The following is a 23,135-nucleotide window of genomic DNA, read 5'->3' as shown; positions in this document are numbered from 1 at the left end:
ATAATGTCTAGAGTTGCATTGGGGCTGGCGTATGACGGCTCCGCTTGGCAGGGTTGGCAAACGCAGCCGCATCGGCAAACGGTGCAAGATACGCTGGAGTCGGCCCTGGGCAGTTTTTGCGGTGTCGACGGCGTCGTCCCCACGATCTGCGCCGGCCGTACCGATACGGGCGTGCACGGGGCGATGCAGGTGGTCCATCTGGACACGGCGCTGGACCGCCGGATGGAATCCTGGGTGCGGGGCGTGAACGCGTTTCTGCCCTCCAGCGTGTCGGTGCAATGGGCGCAGCCGGTTTCCGACGCGTTCCACGCGCGCTTTTCCGCACGCGCCCGCACGTATGTCTATTTACTGTGGCGCGGCCGCGTTCGGCCGGCGCTATGGGCGGGCCGGGCCGGCTGGTACTTCCAGCCGCTGGACGTGGAGGCCATGCGTTCCGCGGCGAATGCCTTGCTGGGCGAGCACGATTTCTCCAGCTTCCGGTCTTCGCAATGCCAGGCCAAACACCCGGTGCGCCATATGCACCGGCTGGACATCGAGGAGCGCGGGCCGTTCCTGGTGTTCACCTTGAAGGCGAATGCGTTCTTGCATCACATGGTGCGCAACATCATGGGCGCGCTGTTGCAGATCGGGCAGGGCAGGGAATCGGTCGAGTGGATGGCGCAGTTGCTGTCCTGGCGCGACCGCAAGCTTGGCGCGCCGACGTTCGCGCCGGACGGCCTGTATTTGTCCGCGATCGATTACCCGGCCGAATTCGGTTTGGAAGAATTGGACGGCGGTTCGCTGTTGCTGTCGCCGTTCACTCAAACCTATTAGGAAACCGCCGCAACCCAAGGCGCATTTCCTGCGCTCACTTGGAGGTCTTTGCCATGCAACGCCGCGCGTTTTTGAAACAAGCCGCTTTGGGCGCAGCCACGGCAGGCAGTGCCGCGTTGGCTGCGCCGGCCGTCGCGCAGGAAGCGCCCACCATCGCGTGGCGGCTGGCTTCCAGCTTTCCGAATGAATCGCCCACCCTGTTCGCGGGCGCCGAAGATGTCGCGCGGTACGTGGCTGAAGTCACGGATGGCCGTTTCAAGATCGAGATCTTCCCCGCCGGCGATCTGGTGCAATCCGGCCAGGTGCTGGAAGCCGTTCAACACCGTGTCGTGGAGTGCGGCCATACTGCGTCGACCCGGTATTTCGATATTGATCCGGTGCTGTGCTTCGACGCCGGCGTGCCGTTCGGCCTGAATACCCGGCAAATGAACGCCTGGATGAGCCAGGGCGAAGGCCTGGCGCTGACGCGCGTGCTGTTCGACAAGTACAACATTCTGAACTTTCCCTGTGGTTATACCGGGGCGCAGATGGGCGGCTGGTTCCGCGGCGAGATCAAGACCGTCGACGACCTGCGCGGGCTGAAGGTCAAGGCCGGCGGTTTTGCCCGCCATGTGTTGTCGCGGCTGGGCGCGACCCCGGTCGACGTGCCGGTCGCCGAATCCTACGCCGCGCTGGAGCAGGGCACGGTCGACGCCGTGGCGTGGATCGGCCCGCACGATGATGAAAGCCTGGCGCTCTATAAGGTCGCACGGAACTACTATTTTCCGGGGTGGTGGGCAGGCACGTTGCAGCTGTCGCTGTACGTGAACCAGGACGCCTACGACGAACTGCCCAAGCCGTACCAATCGGCATTGGCGCTGGCCTGCCGGATGGCGACGGGCAACATGATCGCCAAGTACGACGCCGGCAATCCGGATGCGTTGCGCCGCCTGGTGTCGCGCGGCGCGCAACTGAAAGCGTTCCCCAAGCCGGTCCTGCAAGCGTGCTACGAGGCATCGCTGGCCGCCTACAAGGAAATGAGCGCCAAGGACCCGATGTTCAAGAAGCTCTACGAAAGCATGACGGCGTTTCGCGATAAAGAGGTGCCGTGGTTCCGTGTGGCCGAAGGCGGTTTCGATAATCTGATCGCCACGCTGGGCCAGCCGGGCGCCTGAACGGATTGTGCTCGCCGGATATACTGGTTCGACATGCCGCGCTGGGCGGCACAGGTGATGGATTTCATGCGTACACGCATCAAGATTTGCGGCTTGACCCGCGAACAAGACATCGAAGCCGCCGTAACGTCCGGCGTCGATGCGATCGGTTTTGTCTTCTACGCCAGGAGCAAGCGCTGCCTGACGCCGACGCGCGCCGCGCAACTGCGCCGCACGGTACCGGCATTCGTGGATGTCGTGGCATTGTTCGTGAACCCGGATCCCGCCGATGTGCAGGCCGTGCTGGATCAGGTCGGCCCCGAACTGCTGCAGTTCCATGGCGACGAGACGCCGCAGGATTGCGGCCGCTACGGCCATCGCTTCCTGCGCGCGTTCCGCGCGGGCGCGCCGGGTCTGGATACCGCGGAAAATCTGGCTACCCATTGCCGCGCCTATGGCGAAGCGGCGGGGTGGTTGTTCGACAGCTACAGCGCCGGATACGGCGGCAGCGGTCATGGATTCGACTACGCCTTGCTTGATGAAGTCCGCGCGGATCCGGTGTCCCGTCCGCTGATTTTGTCGGGTGGTTTGAACGGTGAAAACGTCGGCCAGGCGATCGAGCTGGTGCGGCCGTGGGGGGTCGATGTCAGCAGTGGCGTTGAGGTCGAGCAAGGAATAAAAAGTTCTGATAGAATCTCGTTCTTCGTTGATGCAGCGCATGCGGCGGACACGAAATTGAAGTGAAAAAAGCAGTGAAAAAGTAGTGGGAAAAAGCAGTGCTGGCGGTTGATATTCTTGGCTCTGATGCCGACGATTCAAACGCAATGAAAACAGCGAAAAGTCATTTAAGACGATTTGCACAGTTCAAAAAAGCACTATATAATTCTTCTTCTTTGCAGGCGGTTAGCTCAGTTGGTTAGAGCGCCACGTTGACATCGTGGAGGTCGTTGGTTCGAACCCAATACCGCCTACCAGAATACTTGCAAGAGGTGCCCAGCACCGCCATGAAAGCCGCAAAAGTCTATGACTTTGCGGCTTTTTGCGTTCTGCGCTGCGCGTATGCGCGAATCTTTTCGATGATCGACTCCTGAATCGACTCAGGCAGGCAGCGCAGGGCTTGTGGCGGCCTCAGGGCTTGGGCGACGCGACTGGCTGAGGCGGCGGATAGGCCTGGTTCAGGTACTGCACGATCAGCGGCACCTGTTCTGCCGGAATAGGGGCGCCGTAGGTGCCAACCATCTTTTTGACTTCGGCATCCCAGAAGCCCAACGGCATGGGCGGCTGCGACGACAGGTAATCGACCGAATGGCACATCAGGCACATGGCCGCGCTTTGGGTGCCGGTGCCGGGGTGCAGCGTTGCGGTTTCCGGGGGAAGCTGGATGTCCAGGGCGGCGGCGGACGCACAGGCAGAGACAGTGACCAGAGCCACGGCCAACCTGACCAGGCAGGCGCGGGGATGACGACGGGTGGGGCGGGTCATGGCGAGGCTCCTTATGCGGCGTCGACGCGCACGGTTTCGACCACGTTGCGCATGTACCCGGACGGGTTCCACAGCGGGTCCAGGGGTTGGGTTTCGCCTGCCGTATTGGTGGCGCGGACCTTCAAGGCATAGGCGCCGGCCTGTTCTGGCGTGAAGTCGGCGTGCCACTCGCGGAAGGAGTAGCGGCCCAGGTCTTCGCCCAGCGAGGCGGCGCGCCAGGTCTTGCCGCCGTCGGCCGAGAATTGCACGTCGCGAATGCCACGGCCGCCGTCGAAGGCGATGCCACGCACCGGCACGCGCTGGCCTTTGGCCACGCGGGCGCCGTCGGCCAGGCTGGTGATGAAACTGCGCACGTTGTAGCGGCCGATGGGCCGGGTTTTTTCCGGCGCTTTGCCCACGGGAGTGCAGGCGCAATCGTTGTCTGGAATGCGGTAGGCCTTCTGCATCCAGAAACCGTCGAACTCGGCGTCCAGCACCTTGATGTCGGCCAGGTGCTTGACCCAGTAGGTGCCGTAATAGCCGGGCACCACCAGCCGCACGGGAAAGCCATTGAGCATGGGCAGGTCTTCGCCGTTCATGGCGTAGGCCAGCATGACTTCGCCGTCCAGGGCGTGGGCCGCGTCCAGCGCCTTGACGAATTCCGGGGTGCCAGGAAGCACGGGGCGGTCCATCCCTTCGAAGGTGACTTGGCGGGCACTGGCCTGGATGCCGGCTTTTTCCAGGATGCGCTTGAGCGGTATGCCCACCCAGCGCGCGTTGCCCATGGCGCCATGGCCCAGTTGGCCGCCACCCACCCGCGGCTCGAAAAAGCCCCGGCTGTTGCCGGAGCATTGGGTGACGGCCACCAGTTCAACGGGCGCGCCGAACTGCTGCTTCAGGTCGGCCAGTGACAACTCCAGTGGCGTGCCGACCTGCCCGCCCACGCGCAGCCGGTAGGTGGCAGGGTCGATGGCGGTGGGAATGTTGCCCAGGTGGTAGCGCACGAAGAACGCATCGTTGGGCGTGATGATGTTGTCGTTGAACACCGCGAACGGCGTTTCCAGCTGCGGAGGCCGCGAGGTCTGGCGGATCAGGGGGCGCTTTTGAGGGTAGGCGATCAGGTCGCGCGTGCCATTGGCGAAAGGCAGCGTGACGGTGGCTGGGGCGGCCAGGCTGGTCAGGGCATGGCCGGCCAGCGTGCCGGCCGCGCCCACGGTACAGGCCTGGCGCAGGAAGCGCCGGCGCCCATCCGGATCGAATGTGCTCATGCTTGTCTCCTTGTTGTTTTCCAGAACCCCGCTACTTGTGGCGCGGTCGGATCAGCCTACGCCGGGCTAGCTGACTGCCACATTAATTGTTGCGAGGGCATGCGGCGGCCGTTCCAATAATCGCGTTTTCCGCACAGTCTGTGCATTTACTTCTGGCAAGACGGACTTTCGATGCTGACTTTGGCCGTCTTGAACGCTCGTGAGCGGACACCGTGAGTTATCTGATATGTTCCGGGTGTGCTTTCCACCGTCCAAACCATGCATAGCTCTCTCAAGGCAATACTCTTGACTCCCGCGCTGCTGCTTGCCGCGTGCGCCGTCAAGCCGCCGCCGAACACGCCTGCCCAAGCGCGTATCGATGAATTGCCGATGTATGGCGGCATGGACCGGGCAGCGGCCGCGGAACTGCAGGCGGGCGACAAGAAACTCATTGCCGACGCCACCCAGGCGTTCGGCTCGGCCGAGAAGGCGTCGAAGGCCTGGGTTTCGCAGGGTTATCGGTTTTATCAAGCCGACCAGCTCGGCATGGCCATGCGACGATTCAATCAGGCGTGGCTGCTGAATCCCGATAACCCCGAGGTGTACACGGGCTTCGCGGCGGTTCTGCATGACCAGGGCAAATACTGCCAGGCCATGAGCATGATGGATCAAGCGATCAGCCATGATCCGCCCACGTTTCAGGGGATCTACGCCGACGCCGGCCGTATCGCGGCCCGCTGCGCGGCCGAGGACAAGACACTGCCGCCGGAAGCCCGGGTGGCGGCCACCGCCCGGTCGGACGCGTGGTACCGCAAAGGCGAAGCCGTGGAACCCGACAAGGGTTACCTGTATTCGTCCTGGGCGACGGCCTACTACTGGCGCGGGCAATACGAAGAGGCGTGGGCGATGGTCGTCAAGGCGCGCGCCGCGGGCGGATCGCCCGGTCCGAAGTTCATGGACCTGCTGCGCGCAAGAATGCCCGAACCCCGGACTTAGGCCTTGCGCCGAGTCGGCCAATCCGGTTCCCGCCGGGCATTTGCGATATTCTGCTGACCATCATGATGAAAGTGCTTTGGTTGGTGTTGGGCTGCGTGATGTTGGCACTGGGCGTCATTGGCGCATTTCTGCCGGTCATGCCGACGACGATTTTCCTGATTCTTGCCGTGGGCTGCTTCTCGCGGTCCTCTCCGCGGCTGGAAAAATGGCTGCTTGAGAGTCCCACCTACGGACCGGCCTTGCGCACCTGGCGCGAACAGGGCGCGGTGTCGCGCAAGGGCAAGACCTATGCCTGCCTGGGCATGGCTGCCGGCTACGCGCTGTTCTGGTGGAGCGCGCATCCGTCCTGGCCGCTGGCCGTGGGCGTGGGCCTGTTTTTCATCGCCAGCGCGGCGTACGTGGTCAGCCGTCCGGCACCCAAATCCTGACCGCCGTTTAGCGCGTGTTTAGCCCGTGTTCAGGCGTTTGAGACGCGACTGAAAGACTGGGCCGACGCGTAACGCGCCGAAACCGTTGCGTCCCGAATCCCGGGTCGACTCTCGTGTCTTCTCTGATGTAATGGGCCGCAGCAAGGCTGGTCAAGTCTTGGTGCGGCGTTCCGGTCGCGCCTTCAGCCGGCAAGGAACATTCATGGTGAACAAGCGTCGGGAACTTCTATTTGCCACCATGTCCGGGGCGGCGTTCGGGTGGGTGAGCCCATCGTCCGCGGCGCCGGCGGGCCAAGCCGCGGCCCAGGAAACGCTGGACCTCTGGCCGGACAATCGGGCCCCTCAAGGTCCAGGCCAACGCCAAGGCCACGGGCCGGACGGCCCCGAGAAAGTCAGCGCCAAGGGTTCCGTCACACAAGTGTCGCGGCCGCGCCTGATCGTCTACCGGCCGGCCCGACCCAATGGCAGCGCCATGCTTGTGATTGCCGGCGGCGGTTACGCGCATATCGAGCGGGGCAGCGAAAGCACGCCGACCTGCCTGTGGCTGCAGGCGCAAGGCGTGACCGCGTTTGAACTGGTCTATCGGTTGCCGGGCGAGCATTGGCCGGCAGAGGTCCCGTTGCAGGACGGGCAGCGCGCCATGCGGGTGATCCGGTCGGCGGCAGGGCGGTACGGGCTGGATACCGGCCACATCGGCGTCATCGGGTTTTCGGCGGGCGGGCATTTGGCCGGATTCACGGCGGCGACCGCTGCGGTGGCGCGGTACGCCCCGGTGGACGCGGCGGACAGCCTGTCGTCCCGGCCTGATTTCGCCGGGCTGATCTATCCGGTGCTGACCTTCATGCCGCCATTCGACCACACGCATGCGCGCCGGGAAATCGTGGGCGAACACCCCACGGCCGAGCAGAGCGCGGCGTTTTCCGTGGACCATCTGGTGACGGCGCAGATGCCGCCGGTGTTCCTGGCGCAAGCGCAGGACGACCCCATCTCGCCCGTGGACAACAGCCTGCTGATGTTCAACGCGCTGCGCGCGGCGGGCGTGCCGGCCGAGATGCATATCTTTCCCCAAGGCGGGCACGGGTGGGGCTTGGGCAAGCCCGGCACGCGGGTGCATGCCTGGCCGGGCCTGTTCACGGAGTGGGCCGCGTTCAACGGATTCTTCGGGGCCCTCAGTGAGAATGCCGGGGATCGCCCCGCGTCTCGATGACTTTCAGGTAAAGCGTCGCGGGCTCCAGGCAGCCGCCCGTCGACAACTGGCCGACCAGTTGCCGATAGAGCTCCTGCCAGGGGGTTTGCGATTCGGGCGCTTGGTACGGGGGGTCCAGCTTCCGTTTCGCCATTTCCGCATCGTCCACCAAGGCGGTGACGCTGCGCTGATTCAGGTCGACGCGGATCTTGTCGCCGGTGCGCAGCAGGGCAAGCCCCCCGCCGACCGCGGCTTCGGGCGACATGTTCAGAATGGACGGACTGCCCGAGGTGCCGCTTTGACGGCCGTCCCCCAGGCAGGGCAGGGAGTCCACGCCGCGCTTGATCAGGTGGGACGGCGGCGCCATATTGACGACCTCGGCGCTTCCCGGGTAGCCCACCGTGCCGGCGCCGCGGATGACCAGGATGCAGTGCTCGTCGATGTTCAGCGCGGGGTCTTCGATGCGGGCGTGGTAGTCCTCGGGCCCTTCGAACACAATGGCGCGGGCCTCGAAAGCGTTTTCCGATCCGGGTTCGGACAAGTAGGCGCGGCGGAACGATTCGCCCACCACCGACATCTTGATGATGGCGCTGTCGAAGAAGTTGCCCGACAGCACGATGAAGCCCGCCCGGTGCTTCAGCGGCGCGGCGCAACTGCGGATGACGTCGGCGTCGCGCGTCTTGGCGGCCGCGGCGATGTCGCCGATGGTCTTGCCGGACACGGTGGGGCAGTCCGGGTGAAGGCGCCCGGCCGCCAGCAGTTCATGCATGACCGCGGGCACGCCGCCCGCACGGTGGAAGCCTTCGCCCAGATGTTCGCCGGCCGGCACGCAATTGACCAGCAGCGGCACGTCTTCGCCCAGGCGCTGCCAGTCTTCCAGACTCAGGTCGATGCCGGCATGGCGGGCCATCGCGATCAGATGCGGCGGGCAGTTGGTGGACGCGCCTAAGGCAGACGCCACGACAATGGCGTTCTCGAACGCCTGGCGCGTCAGGATGCGGGAGGGCCGGAGGTCTTCGCGCACCATGTCGCAGATGCGCATGCCGGTGGCGTAGGCCATCTGCGCGCGTTCGCGGTAGGGGGCGGGAATGCTGGCGCAGGTGGGCAGCGACATGCCCAGCGCCTCGGCCAGTGAATTCATCGACAGCGCCGTGCCCATGGTGTTGCAGTGGCCCACCGACGGCGAAGACGCGGTGGCCAGCGTCATGAAGCCCTCGTAGTCCAGCTTGCCGGCCGCCATCAGGTTGCGCGCGTGCCAGATGACGGTGCCGGAACCGACGCGCTGGCCGTCGTGCCAACCGTCCAGCATGGGGCCGCCCGAGAGCACGATGGCGGGCAGGTCGACCGTGGCGGCGGCCATCAGACAGGCGGGCGTGGTCTTGTCGCAGCCGGTCGTCAGCACTACGCCGTCCAAGGGGTAGCCGTGCAGGATCTCGACCAGGCCCAGGTAGGCCAGGTTGCGGTCCAGCGCGGCCGTGGGCCGCCGGCCTTGTTCGGCCAGCGGGTGCACGGGGAACTCCATCGGGATGCCGCCCGCGTCCCGGATGCCCGCTTTGACGCGCTCTGCCAGCGCCAGGTGATGGCGGTTGCAGGGCGCCAGATCGCTGCCGGTCTGGGCGATGCCGATGATCGGCCGTCCGGATTGCAGCTCTTGCCGCGTCAGGCCGTAATTAAGATAACGCTCGACGTAGATCGCCGTCATATCGGCGTGCGACGGGTCGTCGAACCATTTCTGGCTGCGCAACTTGCGGGGTGTCTGAGACATGGGGGCTCGCTTCGCTTCGGTTGGACGGCGCTACTTGCGCGCCTTCTGGATCTCGTCGTTCATCTGCTTGATGAGTTCGGGGCCGAGTTCCTGCGTGTACTTGTCCACGACGGGCTGCACCTTCTGCCGCATGCGGGCCACTTCCTCGGGGCTGACTGTATTGATCTTCATGCCGGCCTGTTCAAGCGTGGTCATGGCCTTGGCCGAATCGGCGCGGCTGTCCTTGCGTTCGAAATCGCGCGAGGCGGCGGCGGCCTGGCGGATCAGCTTCTGCTCGTCCGGCGACAGGGTGTCCCACCATTTCTTGGAGGCCAGCACGACCCACGGCGTGTAGACGTGGCGCGTGATGGTCAGATAGGGCTGCACTTCGTAGAACTTGCTGCTCTGGATGGTGGTGATGGGGTTTTCCTGGCCGTCCACGGTGCGGGTTTCCAGCGCAGTGAACAGTTCGGAAAACGGCATGGGGACGGCGTTGGCGCCCAGCGTATTGAAGACGCCAAGCGCGATCTGGTTCTGCATCACGCGCAGCTTGATCCCTTGCAGGTCTTCGGCGCGGTTGATCGGGCGCTTGGAATTCGTCATGTTGCGAAACCCGTTCTCCCAATAGACCAGCCCGACCAGGCCGCGGGCTTCCAGTTTCTTCAGCAGGTCTTCGCCCAGTTGCCCGTCGAGCACCGCGTCGGCTTCCTTTTCGCTGTTGAACAGGAAGGGCAGGTCGAACACGCCGAATTCCTTGACCATGCCGGCCAGCGGCGCGGTGGAGCCCACCATCATTTCCTGGGCGCCGCCCGCCAGCGCGCCTTGCATCTGTTCGTCCGAGCCCAGGTTGGCCGAACCGAAGGTCTTCATCTTGAGCTTGCCGCCGCTGACTTTCTCCAGCTCTTGCGCCAGGAAGCGCGCGGCGCGGCCCTGGACGCTTTCTTCGTTCAGACCGTAGCCGAAGCGGATCAGGCGGGGTTTGACGTCCGCCGCCGCAGCCACGCCAGCGACGGCGCAGGACAGCGCGGTCGCCAGCACGAGTAGTCGGGTTTTGAATCGGTTGATCATGGTGCTCCTCCTTGGGGTTTCTCTATGCCGCTAGTGCATCCAGCGTGCGGGTACGGTGATCAGTTCAGGGAAGATCACCAGCAGGACCAGCAAGACCGTGTAGGCCACGACGTAGCGCCACACGCCCTTGCAGATGGTTTCCATATTGATGCGGGCCACGCCGCACACCACGTTCAGCACAGTGCCCACCGGCGGCGTCAGCAAGCCCACGCTGCCCACCATGACGAACATGACGCCGAAGTAGATGGGATCGATGCCGGCCTTGATGACGACGGGCATGAGCACCGGGCCCAGGATCAGGATCGTCGGCGTCAGGTCCATGACCGTGCCCACCACCGTCAGCAGGATCAGCAGGGCGAACATCAGCAGCTTGGGCTGGTCCATGACGGGTTCCAGCAGGGCGATCAGGTCCTGCGGCATGTCGGCCAGCGTGATCATGTAGGACGAAACCATCGCGGCCGCCACCAGGAACATGACGACGGCGGTGGTGCGCGCAGCATTGGCGAACAGCTGCGCCAGGTCGCGCACGCCGATCTCGCGGTAGACGAACAGGCTGACCAGCAGCGCATAGACCGCGGCCACGACGGCGGCTTCCGTGGGCGTGAAGATGCCGCCGCGCAAGCCGCCGATGATGATTACGGGCAGCATCAGCGCCCACAGCGATTCGCGCAGGGCTTTCATGCGGTTGCGCCATGGCACGCGCGGCGACGGTTTGATGGTGCCGTGCTTGCGCGCCACCCAGGACCACACGGCGATCAGCGTCAGGCCCATCATCAGCCCGGGGGCGATGCCCGCGAAGAACAGCTTGGTGATCGACACGTTGGTCGCCACGCCGAAGATGATGAACGAGATCGAAGGCGGAATGATGGGCGCGATGATGCCGCCCGCGGCGATCAGCCCCGACGCCTGGCCGGCGTCATAGCCTTTTTCGCGCAGCATCGGGATCAGCAGCGAACCCAGCGCGGCGGCATCCGCCACGGCGGAACCCGACAGGGACGCCAGCAGCACGCTGGCGAAGATGGCCACATAGCCCAGGCCGCCCTGGATATGGCCGACGAAGGCGCTGGCGAGGCTGACGATGCGGCGCGAAATGCCGCCGGCGTTCATCAGTTCGCCCGCCAGCATGAAGAGCGGCACGGCCATCAGGGTGAAGCTGTTGGCGCCCGTCAGTATGTTCTGCGCCAGGATCTGGGTATCGAAGAAGTCCAGCTGGAACATCATGGCAAGCGCGCTGAGCAGCAACGCGAATGCGATCGGCATGCCCAGGGCGATCAGCCCCAGCAGCACAAGCAGGAAGACGGTCAGGATCATTGCGGGTGTCCGGGCGGGAAGGGGGAAGGAGGCAGCGCGGAGTCAGGCCAACGACGGGTCGCCAGCATCAGACCAGCGGGTCTTCAGGGCTGGACTCCGTCGGCAACGGGCCTCCCGCCAGCACGCGGACCAAGTCGATCAGCGTCAGGATGCCCATGGCCGCCGCCGCGTACAGCGCGGCGGAATTGAACACCGCCAGGCGCATGCCCGTGACCGGCAGCACGGTGCCCATGCCGATGATGGTCTGCACCCAGCTGCCTTCGGCCATCAGCCACAGCACCCACAGCACCAGCAGTTGGCAGAACACGTGGGACACGCGGCGCGCCGCCGGCCCGAAGCGGTCCACCAGCATGGTGACGCCGATGTGCTGGTGTTCGCGCAGGGCGATCACCGATCCCAGGAAGATCATCCAGACGAATGCCAGGCGAGAGACCTCGTCCGAGACGTTGATGCCCGAATTGAACAGATAGCGCAGCGCCACATTGCCGAACAGCAGCACGACCATGACGATCAGACAGGCCACCATCAGCCAGGTCTGCAAGGTGAAGCACCAGTCGGCGGCGCGGGCCAGGGGCGTGCCGCCTGGCCGGCCCGAGGGTCGAGCTTGCATTGTTGTCTCCTTCCGTTTCCCGGAATTTTCTGGATTATGCTTTTGCGGATGTTAGCGCTAACATTTCGCGTTTGGCAACCCCCCGTTTTTTGCGTCAGACTACGCGCTTCCCACTCCCGCCCGAGGGCCAATGTCCGTCCGTAAACCCCGAAGCACCCGCGCCGGCCGCGTCACCATGCAGGATGTGGCCCGCCGCGTGGGCGTCAGCGCCATCACCGTGTCGCGCGCGCTGCGCACGCCGGATAAGGTGGCCGAAGCGTTGCGCCTGCGCATCGCCCGGGTGTGCCAGGAATTGGGCTATGTGCCCAACCACGCGGCCAGCGCGCTGGCGTCCGCGCGGTCGCAAACCATCGTGGCGCTGATCCCGTCGCTGAGCAACGTGGTGTTCGTGGACATCATCACGGGGATCAAGGACATGCTGGACCGCCACGGCTATCACATGCTGATCGGCGTCACGGGGTACTCGCCGGACGAAGAAGAGGCGCTGTTGCGCAAGTATCTGCAACACTTGCCTGACGGGCTGATCCTGACCGGCATCGACCACAATCCGGGCGTGTGGGATCTGCTGCGGGCGCAGCAGATCCCCACGGTGCACACGATTGAAACGCTGCCGGCCGGTGAAGGCATGAGCGTCGGTTTTTCGCAGTTCGATTCCGGGTACGCGGCAGTCCGCCATTTACTGGAACGCGGGCATCGCCGCGTCGGCATCGTCGGCGCCCAGCTGGATCCGCGTTCGCTGCGGCGTTGCGAAGGCGCCCGGCAGGCGTTGCGGGACGCGGGCTGCCATGACCCGGCGCTTGAAATCATGACGCCTGAAAAGTCGTCCATCAGCCTGGGGGCGTCGCTGCTGCAGACGCTGCGCGCCCGCCATCCGGATTGCGATGCGGTCTTCTTCTGCAATGACGACCTGGCGCAGGGCGCGGTGTTCCAATGTGGACGCCTGGGCGTGAACGTGCCGGGGCAGATGGCCATCATCGGCTTCCATGACTTGGCCGGCACCGCCTGGACGACGCCGCCGTTGTCGACGATCGCCACCCCGCGCTACGAGATCGGCGCGGCGGCGGCGGGCCTGCTGATGCGGCATCTGGCGGGCGACGAGGTCGCGGAGCGGCACGTGGACCTGGGCTTTACGCTGGTGCAGCGCGAAACCAGCTAAGCCTGATACTTACGTCGCGCGCCGCATGGCCAGGAACACGCCGGCCGCCATGATCAGCGCCATGCCCGCCAGCGCCAGGCTGTCTGGCGGACGCTGGAACCAAAAGGTGCTGAACAGCACCGCCAGCAGCAGTTGGAAGTAGTTCAGCGGCGCCAGCGTGGCGGCAGATACGCGCTGGAACGCGGCGATCAGGAGTATCTGCGCCAGGCCGCTGCAGGCGCCCAGGGCGATGATCAGCACCATATCGGTCGCATCCGGCCACGGGTCGGGCAGGAAGAACGGGGCGGGCAGCCCCGTAACGACGAGGCAGATGATCGCGGTGTAGGCGTATTGCACCGGCCCCGGCACCTTGCCGGACAGCTTGCGCGTCAGCACCTGGAAAATGGCGTAGCTGACGGCGGACACCGCCATCAGCGCGGTGCCCAGCAACGGCAGGTCCGAACCGGGGCGCACGATCAGCATCATGCCCGCGAAGCCAGCCGCCACCGCCACCCATTGCACGGGGCGCACCCGCTCTCCCAGCAACCAGGGCGACAGCGCCACCATGATGAGCGGCGACGTGAAATAGATGGCTGTGGCTTCGGACAGCGGCATCCAGATCAGCGCGGTCATGAAGCACGACGCCACGGTCGCCAGCATCACGCCGCGCAGCACTAGCAAGGGCTTTTCCGGCGCGTCGCGCAGGCGCATGCCGCGGTCGTGCCGCCATAGCATCGCGACCGCCAGGATGATCACGGCCAGATACCGCATCACATTCAGGAAGGGCGCGGGGTAGCGCGCCAGCATGTGCTTGGATCCGGCGTCGAAGGTCGCGAACGCCACCAGCGCGGCGAAGAACAGCAGGATGCCGGCGTTGCGGGTGGCGGACGACGGGGGCAGGACAGCCGAGGGGAGGGACGACATGGCGGGGGCGGGCCTCAGGCGCCGCCGCGTCCCATGCCTTGCAGGAACGCGTCCAGCGCCGGCCCGATCGCCTGCACCATGTAGCCGCCTTCCTGCACGACGACGGTGGGCACGCCCAGGCTGGCGACGCGCGCGCCGATGTCGCGGTAGGCGCCGATGTCCAGCCTCAGCACGCTGATGGGGTCGTCCTTATAGGTGTCGAAGCCCAAGGCCAGCACCAGCGCTTGGGGCGCGTAGCCGCCAAGCGCCGTCAACGCCGTGTCCAGCGCGGCCAGGAACGGATCGTTGCCCGAGCCATGCGGCAGCGGCAGGTTCAGGTTGTAGCCTTCGCCTTGGCCCTGCCCGCGCTCTTCGGCATAGCCCGTGTAGAACGGGTAATAGGCGCCGGGGTCCGCATGCAGCGATACGGTCATCACGTCCGCCCGGTGATAGAAGATGTTCTGTGTGCCGTCGCCATGGTGCGCGTCGACATCCAGCACGGCCACTTTGGACCAGGTCTGCAGCAGGCGGCTGGCCGCGGCGGCGCTGCTGTTCAAGTAGCAGAAGCCGCCCGCGCGGTCGCGGTGCGCGTGATGCCCGGACGGCCGGCACAGGGCATAGGCCATGCCGCCGCTTGCGGCGACGTGATCGGCGGCGGCCACTGCGCTATGGGTGGACCGTAGCGCCGACCGCCAGGTCTGGGGCCCGATGGGGCAGGACAGGTCGCTCAGGTAGTAGCCCGTCTGCGCGACGATGGACGGCGACGGGCAGGGCCCGCGGCCCGCCTGCTCGATGCGGCCGTTGTAGTACGGCGACAGGTTGGGTAGCACCTCCGGGCCCGGGTCCACGCCGGGCGCCTTCAGCGACTGCCAGCGGGCGTAGGCCGTTTCCAGGTAGTTCAGGTAGTCGGCGCTGTGGATGCTTTCCAGCGGCTTGCGGCCGTAGTCGGCCGGCGCTTCGACTTTGATCCCCCTGGCCGCCAGCGCGCCTTGCAGGCTTTCTGCCCGCGACGGCAGGTCGGTAGGCGCGCTGAGACGGCCCAGCCGCATGAATTGCTGCGGGGTGTGCAGCAGCTGCTCTTCCGAGAAAAACGCCTTCATGATTGTCCTCGCTGACGCGTCAAGCCTGCTTGATTTCGATTTCGACGAAAACGAACTCGGTGTCGCTGGGGTTGATGACGTTGTGTTCGACGCCAACGGGCCGATAGTAGGCGACGCCGGTCGTGAGCTGGCTGGTGATCGGGCCATCGGGCGTGTCCAGCAACAGCGGGCCGGTGGTTTGCGGCACCACCACATAGTTCATGCCGTGGCGGTGCCAGCCGGTTTCCCCACCCGGCGGAAAGCGCCATTCGGTGACGGTGACCCGGTCGTTGTCGATCTGCACGGTGGGGACGGCTGCGGGGCGTTGCACGGTGGTATCTCCTGGTGTTGTCATCGGGTGGGGGTTCAGGCCATTGTCGCCTGAGTCGGGTCCCAGTGCTGGCCGGGCACGGCGGCGATCAGTTGCCGCGTGTAGGCATGTTGCGGGTTATCGAATATCTGCGTCGGCGAGCCGTACTCGACCACTTTGCCGCGGTGCATGACCAGCACCGAATTGCAGATCTGCGCGGCGACGCGAAGGTCGTGGGTGATGAACACCAGCGCGATCTTCAGGCGCTGCTGCAAGTCGTGCAGCAATTGCAGCACCTGAGCTTGCACGGACACGTCCAGCGCCGACACCGATTCGTCGGCGACCAGGACCTTGGGCTCAAGCGCCAGCGCGCGGGCGATGCCGATGCGCTGGCGCTGGCCGCCCGAGAACTGGTTGGGGTAGCGGTCGAAGGCGGACGGGTCCAGCCCGACCAGCGACAGCAGTTCGCGCACCCGGGCTTCGGCTTGCGCACGGGACGTGCCGTTGGCGACGGGGCCGTCACTGATGATGCGCCCGACGGTGTGGCGGGGGTTGAGCGACGCGAACGGGTCCTGGAAGATCATCTGGATGTCGTGGCGCAGGGGCCGGAAGCGCGATTCCGACATGGCCGCGATGTCCTGCTCGTTGAAGATCAACTGGCCGCCGTTGATGCCGACCAGTTTCAGCAGGCATTTTCCGATAGTCGATTTGCCGGATCCCGATTCGCCCACGATGCCCAGCGTCTCGCCGCGGCGCACGGCGAAGCTGACGCCGTCCACCGCGTGCACCTCGCGCTTTTTTCCCAGCCAGCCGTGGCCGATTACATACGTTTTCTTCAGATCCTTCACTTCCAGCACGGGCTTGTCGTCGCCTGAGGCGACGCGTTCTTCGCCGCGGCGGTGCGGCACGGCGGCGATCAGCCGCCGGGTATAGACGTGGCGGGGGCGGTTCAGCACCTCGTCGGCGGGGCCTTGTTCCACCAGCACGCCTTTTTCCATCACCGCGACGCGGTGGGCGATTTCAGCCACGACGCCGAAGTCGTGCGTGACGAACATCACGCCCATGCCTTTTTCCTTCTGGATGCGGGCGATCAGCGCCAGGATCTGCGCCTGGGTCGTGACGTCCAGCGCGGTCGTCGGCTCGTCGGCGATCAGCAGCGCCGGCTCCAGCGCCAGCGCCATCGCGATCATCACGCGCTGCCGCTGCCCCCCGGACAGGCGGAACGGGTAGACGTGATAGAGCGTGGCCGGATCCGGCAGGCCCACGAAGGCCAGCAGTTCCAGCGTGCGCTTCAGGCGTTCGGCGCCCGGGTAGGCGTTGTGCACGCGCATGACTTCGCTGATCTGGTCGCCCACGGTCATCAGCGGGTTCAGGGCCGAGAGGGGCTCCTGGAAGATCATCGCCATGTCTTTGCCGCGCATGGCTTGCAAGGTGGCTTCGTCCTGTCGCAGCAGGTCCTGGCCGCGGAACAGGATGCGGCCCTGCTGCGGCGTCAGGTAGTCGGGCAAGAGGCCCATGATGGCGTTGGCGCTCATGGACTTGCCCGAGCCGGATTCGCCGACGATGCACAGGATTTCCCCCGCCCGGATGTCATACGACACGTCTTGCACGGCAAAGGGGCGGTCGCCGCCGCGGGGCAGGGCGATGCTCAGGTTCTGGATGGACAGCAGAGGCGTGGCTTCGGTCATGTCGGCCTCCTATTCGCCGCGCTTGCGCAATTGCGGATTCAGGGCGTCGTTCAGCCCTTCGCCGATCAGGTTGATGGCCAGCACAGTCAGCAGGATCGCCACGCCGGGCCACACGCTCATCCACCACGCTTCGCGGATCATCGTGCGCGCGGCGCCGATCATGAAGCCCCAGCTCATCAGGTTTCGGTCGCCCAGCCCGAGGAACGACAGCGACGACTCCGTCAGGATGGCGGTCGCCACCATGAAGGACGCCGACACGATGATGGGCGACATGGCGTTGGGCAGGATCTGGGTGCCGACGATGCAGGCGGGCGTCTGGCCGATGACGATCGCCGCCTGCACGAACTCGCGTTGCTTGAGCGTCATGAATTCCGACCGCACCAGACGCGCGGCCGGCGGCCATGACACGATGGCGATGGCCCCCATGATGGAATAGACGGACGGGCTCAGGATGGCCACCAGCACCACCGCCATCGCCAGCTGCGGGATGGTCTGGAAGAATTCGGTGAAGCGCATCAGCGCGTCGTCCACGCGGCCGCCGCAGTATCCCGCCACGGAGCCCACCAGGATCCCGAAAAGGAGGGCCACGGCCGTCGACAAGAGGCCCACCATCAGCGATACCCGGGCGCCCCAGACCAGGCCGGCGGTGATGTCGCGGCCGAGCATGTCGGTACCGAAGGGGTAATCGGCGTTGGTGAAGGGCGGGATCAGCGGGTCCGCCACCATCATCCAGGGGGATTCCTGGTACAGCAGCGGGGCGGCCAGTGCCACGATGACCACGATCAGCATGATGGCAAGGCCGGCCACCGCGCCGTAGTTGCGCATGTACCGTTGGGCGAATGACTTCATGCGGCGGCTCCTTGCTGCGCACCGGCGCCGATGCGGGGGTCGATCAGGCGGTACAGCACGTCGGTCAGCAGGTTGAACACCACCACCATGATGGAAGTGACCAGGAAAATGCCCAGCAGCAGCTGGTAGTCGCGTTGCAGCAGGGCGTCGAACATCAGGCGGCCGATGCCGGGCCAGGCGAACACCGTTTCGGTCAGCACCGCGCCGCCGGCCATCTGGCCCAGCTGGATGCCGGCGAACGTGATGACGGGAAGCAGCGCGTTGCGCAGCACATGGGTGCGGATCACGCGGCTGGGGCTGACGCCCTTGGCGCGCGCCGTCTTCACGAAATCCATGCCGATGACTTCCAGCATGGACGCGCGCGTCAGCCGCACATACACGGCCATGAAGAAGCAGCCCAGCGTGACGGTGGGCAAGACCAGGTGCTGGGCGATGTCCGCCGCGCGCGCCAGGCCGGTCAAGCCGGAACCCACGGTCTCCATGCCGAACGCCGGCAGCCAGCCCAGCACGACCGAGAACAGCAGGATGCCCATCAGCGACAGCCAGAACAGCGGCGTGGCGTACAGCAGCAGCGCGCCTGTCATGACCGAACTGTCGATCCAGCGGCGCTTGTTCCGGTAGCGGGCCTTGGCGGCGACGACGCCCAGGAACACGCCCAGCACGATCGAAAACAGGAACGCGCAGGACATCAGCAGGAACGTCGCGGGCAGGCGCTCCACGATCAGGTCCAGCACGGGGACGTGGTTGCGGTAGGAAAAACCCAGGTCCAGCTGGACCACGCCCTTCAGGTACAGCATCAGCTGCGTCAGGATCGGCTTGTCCAGGCCGAAGGCCACGCGCAACTGGTCGACATAGGCGGCGTCGCCCGCGCCGGCCTGGCCCGCCAGCACGGCGGCGGGATCGCCGGGCGCCAGGCGGATCAGGAAGAAATTGATGATCACCACGCCCAGCACGACCACCAGGGCCTTGCCGATGCGGGAAACAAGGAAAGACAGGAATTTCATGCTCTGGGTCCTCTCTGGACGGGCGCGGGCTGCATGGGCAACCTTTGTCGGGCGGCGGCCGGGATCCGCCGCCGCGGGGACTCCGCGGCGGCGTCTTGCTGCGCCTACTTCTCGATGTACACGTCGTCGAACGACTCGTTCAAACCGATGGCGGTCTTGACCAGGTTCTTCACGTTGCCGCGATACAGGGTGGGGAACTCCATGTCCACCAGGAAGCCGTTGGCCACTTCATTGACCAGCGTCGTCTGCAGCGAGGTATAGAGGGCCTGGCGCTTGGCCGGATCGACTTCGGACGCGGCGGTTTCCCACTGCTTGTCGGTCTCGGGGTTGCTGTAGCCCTGCACGTTGGCGAACGGCGAACCCTTGACGATGTTCGACGTGATGTACAGGCGCTGCACGCCAAGCGCGGGGTCGCCGTACTGGTAGGTGAAGGTCGTCGTCATGTCGAAATCCCAGTTGCCGGTGCGGCTGGCCCAGCCGCCCGCGTCCGTCGATTCCAGGTTGACCTTGAAGCCCAATTGCTCCAGCGCCTGCTTGGTGTATTCGCCCAGGCGGTCCCAGGTGGAACCGTAGGGGAAGCTCAGCTGGCGGATCGTGTAGTCCTCGGGCTTGATGCCCGATTCCTTGATCAGCGCGCGCGCCTTCTTCATGTCGAAGGGCATGGCCGGCATGTTCTTGTCGTAGAACATCTCGGTGGTCACGAAGGGGCTGGTCGACACCTTGCCCAGGCCGAAGAAGATGTTGTTGACGACCATGTTGCGGTTCATCGCCGCCATGACCGCCTGGCGCACCTTCAGGTTGTCGAACGGCGGCTTGCGCATGTTGAAGATCAGGTAGGCCTGCGGCGAGAACATCTCCCAGCCCGCCGTGGTGTATTCCACCTTGGGCAAGGCGCGCAGGCGCTTGATGTCGACGTTGTCCACGTCGCCGCCGCGCAGCACGTCCACGCTGCCGCGCTCAAACGCCACGGCGCGCGAGGCCGCATCGGGGATCACGTTGAACACCAGCTCGTCCAGGTACGGCAAGCCCGGCTTCCAGTATTCGGGGTTGCGCGTCAGCTTGATGTATTCCCCGCGTTTCCATTCCTTGAACATGAAGGGGCCCGTGCCCACCGGCTTCTGGTTGGCCGGATTGGTCATGTAGTCGGTGCCGGCATACAGATGCTTGGGCATCATGGGCGCAAAGCCGGGTTCGAACATCAGCATGAAGGCGGGAAAGGGCGTCTTCAGTTTGATGACGACGGTCTTGGCGTCGGGGGCCTGCACCGAATCGACGAACTTGTTCAGGATGACGCGGGCGCGCGCATGCGTCTTGGGCAACATGTCCGCCAGCGAGAACACGACGTCTTCCGACGTGAACGGCTTGCCGTCGTGCCACTTGACGTTGTCTTGCAGATGGAACGTGTAGGTCAGGCCGTCGGCCGAGGCTTCCCAGGATTTGGCCAGGCCCGGTTGTGGCTTCAGGTCGGTGGAATACGTCAGCAGGCTTTCATAGATTTTCCCCGCGACGAATTGCGTGGGGCCTTGCTGGTTGATGGCCGTGACGATCACGGGCGGCTCCGGCTGAACGATCATGTTCAGGGTGCCGCCCTTGGTCTGGGCCAGGGCTTGTGTGGCGGGCAGCGCGGCCGCAAGGACCAATATGCCGAACTTCAAGGAGAACCATTTCTTCGATTTCACTGCGAGCCTCCGGGCTGGAAAGGGACTGACAGGTGACCGCCGTCGCGCGGCGGATGCCGGGCTATAACAAGCAAACCTCGTGCCACCTGCATTTCTCAGGGGTACTACGGGTGAAGCCGATGCAACCATGCTTCATACAGGTGCTGGGTAAGGCGGCCGCGCACCATTGCGGCGAAATCGGTGGTGCTAGCGCGCGGCGTCGGCACGCGCCACCATGGCATCAAGCAACACGTTGCAGCCGGCTTCCAGATGCCCGGGCTGCGCGTCTTCAATCTCGTTGTGGCTGATGCCGTCCTTGCAGGGCACGAAGATCATCGCAGTCGGGGCCACCGCGGCCATGTAGACGGCGTCGTGTCCCGCGCCGGTCACGATATTCATGGCGGGCAGGCGGCGGCTGGCGGCGCCCTGGCGCACCTTGTCCACCAGGTCCGGATCGAAGGGCGTGGGAAGGAAGGTCTGCACGTCTTTCAGCTCGACCTGCACGCCATGCGCGACGGCGATGTCGTCGCACGCGCGGCGCCAGGCCTGATCCATGCGCGCGAGCGTGGCTTCGTCTTCGTGGCGCAGGTCGGCCGTGAACCGAACCTGGCCCGGAATGACGTTGCGCGACCCCGGATAGGCGTGGATCTCGCCGACGGTGCCGCGCCCGTGCGGCTGGTGCGCGTTCGCGATATTGATCACGGCTTGCACCAGGAAGCTGGCGGCGAACAGCGCGTCGCGGCGGATCGCCATCGGCGTGGGGCCGGCGTGCATTTCCATGCCCGTCACCGTAATGTCGTACCAGCGCAGGCCCAGCGAACCCGTCACCACGCCGATGGTTTTCTCTTCGTGCTCCAGGATCGGGCCCTGTTCGATATGGGCCTCGAAATAGGCGTCGACCGGTCGTCCGCCAACGGGATCGGCGCCCGCGTAACCGATGGCCTGCAGTTCATCGCGCACGGCGAGGCCCTGCGCGTCGCGCGCCGACAGCGCCGTCTCCAGCGGGAACTTGCCCGCGAACACGCCCGATCCCATCATGACGGGTACGAAGCGCGACCCTTCCTCGTTGGTCCAGATGGCCACTTCCAGCGGCGCTTCGGTGACGACGCCCGCATCATTCAGCGTGCGCATGACCTCTAGCCCGGCCAGCACACCGTAACAGCCGTCGAACTTGCCGCCCGTGGGCTGGGTGTCGATATGGCTGCCTGTCATGACGGGCGCGAGATCATTGTTGCGGCCGGCGCGGCGCGCGAAGATATTGCCGACCTGGTCCACCCGCACCGTCATGCCGGCGTCGCGCATCCATCCCGTCACAAGGTCGCGGCCCTGGCCGTCAAGTGCGGTCAGCGCCAGGCGGCAATTGCCGCCCTTGGGCGTGGCGCCGATCTGCGCCAGGTCCATCAGTGATTGCCACAGCCGCTTGCCGTCGATGGAAAGGGAAGACGATGTCATGGGTTGCCTCGAAGGTCGGTGAATGAATCGAAGTCTTCGCGCAGGCGCGCCAGGATGCCCAGCAGATGCACATGCATGGTGTGCCGCGCCCGGATCGGATCGCGTGCCGAGATCGCGTTCAGGATGCGCTGGTGTTCGGCATGGGCCGCGGCCCATGCCTGCGTAGTGACGAAGTAGTCCTGCATGCGGCTGTACACCGGGCTGGCCTGGCTGAGGTTCCACAGGTGGGCAACGGCCGAGGCCAGCGCCGCGTTGCCGCAAGCGGCGGCGATGGCGCCGTGGAATTCGCGGTCGTGGCGGCCGGGGGATTCGGTCAGTGACATGCCCGCGTGCGCGTCGCGGATGGCGGCGATTTGCGCAGGCGTGGCCTGGTGCGCGGCCAGCGCGGCACATTCGGGTTCGATCAGCATGCGGGCTTCAAGCAGGTCGAAGGGGCCGATGTCGTCGCGTTCGGCCGCACCGGGCGGGGCAGGGCCGGCGAGGGGCGGAAACCCGGCGCCATCGGGGGCGATGGTGACGAACACGCCCGAACCGACGCGCACTTCCACGTAGCCCTCGATCTCCAACGCGATCAACGCTTCGCGGATCGATGCCCGGCTGACTTGCAGTTGTTCCGCCAACTCCCGTTCGGACGGCAACCGCCCGCCGCGGGGGAAATCGCCCGCCCGGATACGGCCGGCAATCTGGTCGGCGATCATGCGGTACAGCCGGGTGGCGGCGACAGCCTGGAACGTGCTCATGACATGAATGGCCTGGTGGTCAGGCCACCAATATAGGCATGCCAGTATTGAAATAGAAGGGAAATATCGGGGATTCAGGGAAAACGATCAGAGGGATTCCTCGTCTTCCTATCAAGTGGTCAGGCCAGTTAGGCCGGCCCCTGAAACGGTCCCGACCTTTACAGTTTTTGAACAATTGGCGAACAAAACCCCCGGGCTTGCCGTCGCCCGCAAATCGATAATTTCCCCGGCCCGATGGGGGCAGGCAAGGCGGTCCGCCGAGTGGCGGAGCAAGGAGATGCGGGTGGGGAAAGGTGCAAGGCGGCGGCGCGGGGGGAGGG

The 23,135-nt window shown here is 65.4% G+C and carries 22 protein-coding genes and 1 tRNA gene; 8 read left to right on the top strand and 15 right to left on the bottom strand.

Annotation, left to right across the window (positions count from 1 at the left end):
* Positions 1 to 3: 3 nt before the first annotated feature.
* The 4 genes from truA to A9973_RS19930 all read left to right on the top strand — a co-directional run bounded on the left by truA (position 4) and on the right by A9973_RS19930 (position 2,920).
* A complete protein-coding gene (truA, locus tag A9973_RS19945; protein ID WP_183015418.1) occupies positions 4 to 813 on the top strand; it encodes a tRNA pseudouridine(38-40) synthase TruA in 810 nt (269 codons plus the stop codon).
* A 53-nt stretch (positions 814 to 866) separates the two neighbouring features.
* Positions 867 to 1,967 carry a TRAP transporter substrate-binding protein gene (locus A9973_RS19940; RefSeq protein ID WP_183015417.1) on the top strand — a complete coding sequence of 367 codons (1,101 nt, stop codon included), beginning with the start codon at positions 867 to 869 and terminating at the stop codon, positions 1,965 to 1,967.
* Positions 1,968 to 2,033: 66 nt separating this feature from the next.
* Entirely contained in the window at positions 2,034 to 2,690 is a 657-nt protein-coding gene (locus A9973_RS19935) for a phosphoribosylanthranilate isomerase (RefSeq protein ID WP_183015430.1), read from the top strand.
* Positions 2,691 to 2,843: 153 nt separating this feature from the next.
* A tRNA-Val gene (locus A9973_RS19930) sits at positions 2,844 to 2,920 on the top strand.
* A 154-nt stretch (positions 2,921 to 3,074) separates the two neighbouring features.
* On the opposite strand, the gene A9973_RS19925 is transcribed toward A9973_RS19930, so the two are convergent.
* On the bottom strand, positions 3,075 to 3,428 hold the full coding sequence (locus tag A9973_RS19925) for a sulfite:cytochrome C oxidoreductase subunit B (RefSeq protein ID WP_183015416.1): 354 nt from the start codon (positions 3,426 to 3,428) through the stop codon (positions 3,075 to 3,077).
* 11 nt (positions 3,429 to 3,439) lie between these two features.
* Entirely contained in the window at positions 3,440 to 4,675 is a 1,236-nt protein-coding gene (locus tag A9973_RS19920; RefSeq protein ID WP_183015415.1) for a molybdopterin-dependent oxidoreductase, read from the bottom strand.
* 285 nt (positions 4,676 to 4,960) lie between these two features.
* Between A9973_RS19920 and A9973_RS19915 the strand changes: the two genes are divergently transcribed.
* The 3 genes from A9973_RS19915 (at position 4,961) to A9973_RS19905 (ending at position 7,285) form a co-directional block, all read left to right on the top strand.
* Positions 4,961 to 5,650, top strand: coding sequence for a tetratricopeptide repeat protein (locus A9973_RS19915; RefSeq protein WP_255469238.1), 690 nt, complete (start codon positions 4,961 to 4,963; stop codon positions 5,648 to 5,650).
* A 62-nt stretch (positions 5,651 to 5,712) separates the two neighbouring features.
* Positions 5,713 to 6,078, top strand: coding sequence for a YbaN family protein (locus A9973_RS19910; RefSeq protein ID WP_220805580.1), 366 nt, complete (start codon positions 5,713 to 5,715; stop codon positions 6,076 to 6,078).
* A 202-nt stretch (positions 6,079 to 6,280) separates the two neighbouring features.
* Positions 6,281 to 7,285: an alpha/beta hydrolase gene (locus A9973_RS19905; RefSeq protein WP_183015413.1), complete on the top strand. Its 1,005-nt coding sequence runs from the start codon at positions 6,281 to 6,283 to the stop codon at positions 7,283 to 7,285.
* Here A9973_RS19905 and A9973_RS19900 read toward each other — a convergent pair.
* From A9973_RS19900 to A9973_RS19885, 4 genes are all read right to left on the bottom strand, one after another.
* Entirely contained in the window at positions 7,248 to 9,029 is a 1,782-nt protein-coding gene (locus A9973_RS19900; protein WP_183015412.1) for an IlvD/Edd family dehydratase, read from the bottom strand. The genes A9973_RS19905 and A9973_RS19900 overlap by 38 nt on opposite strands.
* A gap of 30 nt (positions 9,030 to 9,059) precedes the next feature.
* Entirely contained in the window at positions 9,060 to 10,076 is a 1,017-nt protein-coding gene (locus A9973_RS19895) for a TRAP transporter substrate-binding protein (protein WP_183015411.1), read from the bottom strand.
* Between the two features lie 30 nt (positions 10,077 to 10,106).
* On the bottom strand, positions 10,107 to 11,387 hold the full coding sequence (locus tag A9973_RS19890) for a TRAP transporter large permease (protein WP_183015410.1): 1,281 nt from the start codon (positions 11,385 to 11,387) through the stop codon (positions 10,107 to 10,109).
* Between the two features lie 67 nt (positions 11,388 to 11,454).
* Positions 11,455 to 11,997: a TRAP transporter small permease gene (locus tag A9973_RS19885; RefSeq protein ID WP_183015409.1), complete on the bottom strand. Its 543-nt coding sequence runs from the start codon at positions 11,995 to 11,997 to the stop codon at positions 11,455 to 11,457.
* A gap of 130 nt (positions 11,998 to 12,127) precedes the next feature.
* On the opposite strand from A9973_RS19885, the gene A9973_RS19880 reads away from it, so the two are divergent.
* A complete protein-coding gene (locus A9973_RS19880) occupies positions 12,128 to 13,153 on the top strand; it encodes a LacI family DNA-binding transcriptional regulator (RefSeq protein ID WP_183015408.1) in 1,026 nt (341 codons plus the stop codon).
* A 9-nt stretch (positions 13,154 to 13,162) separates the two neighbouring features.
* Here A9973_RS19880 and A9973_RS19875 read toward each other — a convergent pair whose 3' ends face one another.
* From A9973_RS19875 to A9973_RS19835, 9 genes are all read right to left on the bottom strand, one after another.
* Entirely contained in the window at positions 13,163 to 14,056 is an 894-nt protein-coding gene (locus tag A9973_RS19875; protein WP_183015407.1) for a DMT family transporter, read from the bottom strand.
* Positions 14,057 to 14,070: 14 nt separating this feature from the next.
* Positions 14,071 to 15,135, bottom strand: coding sequence for a histone deacetylase family protein (locus A9973_RS19870; protein ID WP_183015406.1), 1,065 nt, complete (start codon positions 15,133 to 15,135; stop codon positions 14,071 to 14,073).
* Positions 15,136 to 15,154: 19 nt separating this feature from the next.
* On the bottom strand, positions 15,155 to 15,445 hold the full coding sequence (locus A9973_RS19865) for a cupin domain-containing protein (RefSeq protein WP_183015405.1): 291 nt from the start codon (positions 15,443 to 15,445) through the stop codon (positions 15,155 to 15,157).
* 35 nt (positions 15,446 to 15,480) lie between these two features.
* Positions 15,481 to 17,112 (bottom strand): ABC transporter ATP-binding protein, encoded by a 1,632-nt coding sequence (locus tag A9973_RS19860; RefSeq protein WP_183015404.1) that lies wholly within the window; start codon positions 17,110 to 17,112, stop codon positions 15,481 to 15,483.
* 9 nt (positions 17,113 to 17,121) lie between these two features.
* Entirely contained in the window at positions 17,122 to 17,961 is an 840-nt protein-coding gene (locus A9973_RS19855; protein ID WP_183015403.1) for an ABC transporter permease, read from the bottom strand.
* Complete coding sequence (locus A9973_RS19850; protein WP_169271738.1) at positions 17,958 to 18,965, bottom strand: ABC transporter permease; 1,008 nt, start codon at positions 18,963 to 18,965, stop codon at positions 17,958 to 17,960. Before A9973_RS19850 ends, A9973_RS19855 begins: the two co-directional genes overlap by 4 nt.
* Before the next feature lie 104 nt (positions 18,966 to 19,069).
* Entirely contained in the window at positions 19,070 to 20,644 is a 1,575-nt protein-coding gene (locus A9973_RS19845) for an ABC transporter substrate-binding protein (RefSeq protein ID WP_183015402.1), read from the bottom strand.
* A 186-nt stretch (positions 20,645 to 20,830) separates the two neighbouring features.
* Entirely contained in the window at positions 20,831 to 22,075 is a 1,245-nt protein-coding gene (locus tag A9973_RS19840; protein ID WP_183015401.1) for a Zn-dependent hydrolase, read from the bottom strand.
* Positions 22,072 to 22,815: a FadR/GntR family transcriptional regulator gene (locus A9973_RS19835; RefSeq protein WP_183015400.1), complete on the bottom strand. Its 744-nt coding sequence runs from the start codon at positions 22,813 to 22,815 to the stop codon at positions 22,072 to 22,074. The genes A9973_RS19840 and A9973_RS19835 overlap by 4 nt, the downstream gene beginning before the upstream one ends.
* Positions 22,816 to 23,135: the final 320 nt, after the last annotated feature.

The organism is Achromobacter sp. UMC46 (assembly GCF_014170335.1).
In the GTDB taxonomy this organism is placed as follows: domain Bacteria; phylum Pseudomonadota; class Gammaproteobacteria; order Burkholderiales; family Burkholderiaceae_B; genus Achromobacter.
The sequence above is the reverse complement of the archived record's forward strand: the minus strand, read 5'-3'. Positions and strand labels throughout refer to the sequence as shown.